This window comes from Oleiphilus sp. HI0117 (assembly GCF_001635235.1).
Window position 1 is genome coordinate 1 of record NZ_LWGA01001402.1, and the last position, 1,140, is coordinate 1,140.

Annotated in this window: 2 protein-coding genes; one reads left to right on the plus strand and one right to left on the minus strand. The window is 40.5% G+C overall.

Features of this window, described 5'->3' with window-relative positions; genetic code table 11:
• Nucleotides 1-648 (plus strand): glutathione S-transferase (locus A3757_RS23750; RefSeq protein ID WP_068740400.1); only part of this gene is annotated, 648 nt, incomplete at its 5' end.
• A gap of 121 nt (nucleotides 649-769) precedes the next feature.
• On the opposite strand, the gene A3757_RS28215 is transcribed toward A3757_RS23750, so the two are convergent.
• The gene (locus A3757_RS28215; RefSeq protein ID WP_068508809.1) at nucleotides 770-955 is read right to left on the minus strand and encodes an EAL domain-containing protein; all 186 of its coding nucleotides are present in this window, start codon (nucleotides 953-955) and stop codon (nucleotides 770-772) included.
• Between the last annotated feature and the right edge of the window lie 185 nt (nucleotides 956-1,140).

Below are 1,140 nucleotides of genomic sequence, written 5' to 3' on the forward strand. Positions count from 1 at the left end.
AATAATTCACGATCTCAACGCGTTATTTGGGCCTTAGAGGAGTTAGGGCTAGACTTTGAAATAGAATCCTATCAGCGAGACCCTACTACCTACCTAGCTCCAGAAAAACTTAAGGAAGTGCACCCTCTTGGTAAGGCTCCGATCTTGGAAGATGGCGAAAATAAAATTGCAGAGTCTGCGGTTATCATCGATTATCTAGTGAATCAGTACGCTCCAAATCTAAAGCCGGAAATCAACACTGAAGAATATTTAAACTACCAATACTGGATGCACTATGCTGAAGGTTCATTGATGCCTTATCTCGTTATGAAGCTTGTATTTGATAAGGTTAAAACCAGCCCGATGCCTTTTTTTGCTAGACCTATTGCAAAAAAGATCGCCGAAAAAGCAATTTCTACCTTTATAAAGCCAAATTTAATCACACATTTAAGCTATATCAATCATTACTTAAATGGACGTTCTTGGTTCTGTGGTGATGCCTTGAGTGGTGTTGATTTTCAAATGATTTTTCCACTAGAAGCAGCCTGCGCAAGAGGCCTGGCAACTCCCGAAACACATCCTAATATTAGCAATTATGTTGCCAGTATTCATGCTAGGCCCGCATACCAGGCCGCCATAAATGCAGCTGGTGATTACGATTACGCATAGTCTGGCTTAACGCTATACAACATATTAACAACAGCAACCGTCTCCCTGGCCCTAACAAAGAAGGTCTCCGCTAGACCTTCTTTTCCACAGGTCAATCACACCCGCTGTTAATCACCACACCCTATGTTAAAGAAGCGATAAATTGTTCATGAAATACAATGCTATCGACAGGCTTTGAATAAAGATAACCCTGAGCTTGAATACAGCCCAGTTTAATTAGTTCACTCTCTTGTGCTTTCGTTTCTACACCTTCAGCAATCAACGAAAGCTTAAAAGTGTCGCCTAAAGAGATTATTGTCTTAATCAAATCACAATATGGGCTTCGAAGGGGTATGTATTAACAGCTAACCTGCCTGACTCTTGGTTACACGTGATAGCCCAAGAAATCGTCGGGCTCACATTTTCGTTTGACGCTTTCACCTTCTTTCTAGTAGAAGTTAAAGTGTCTAAAAATAGAATAAATCTAGAAGAAGCTTATTAACATCCGCCAAT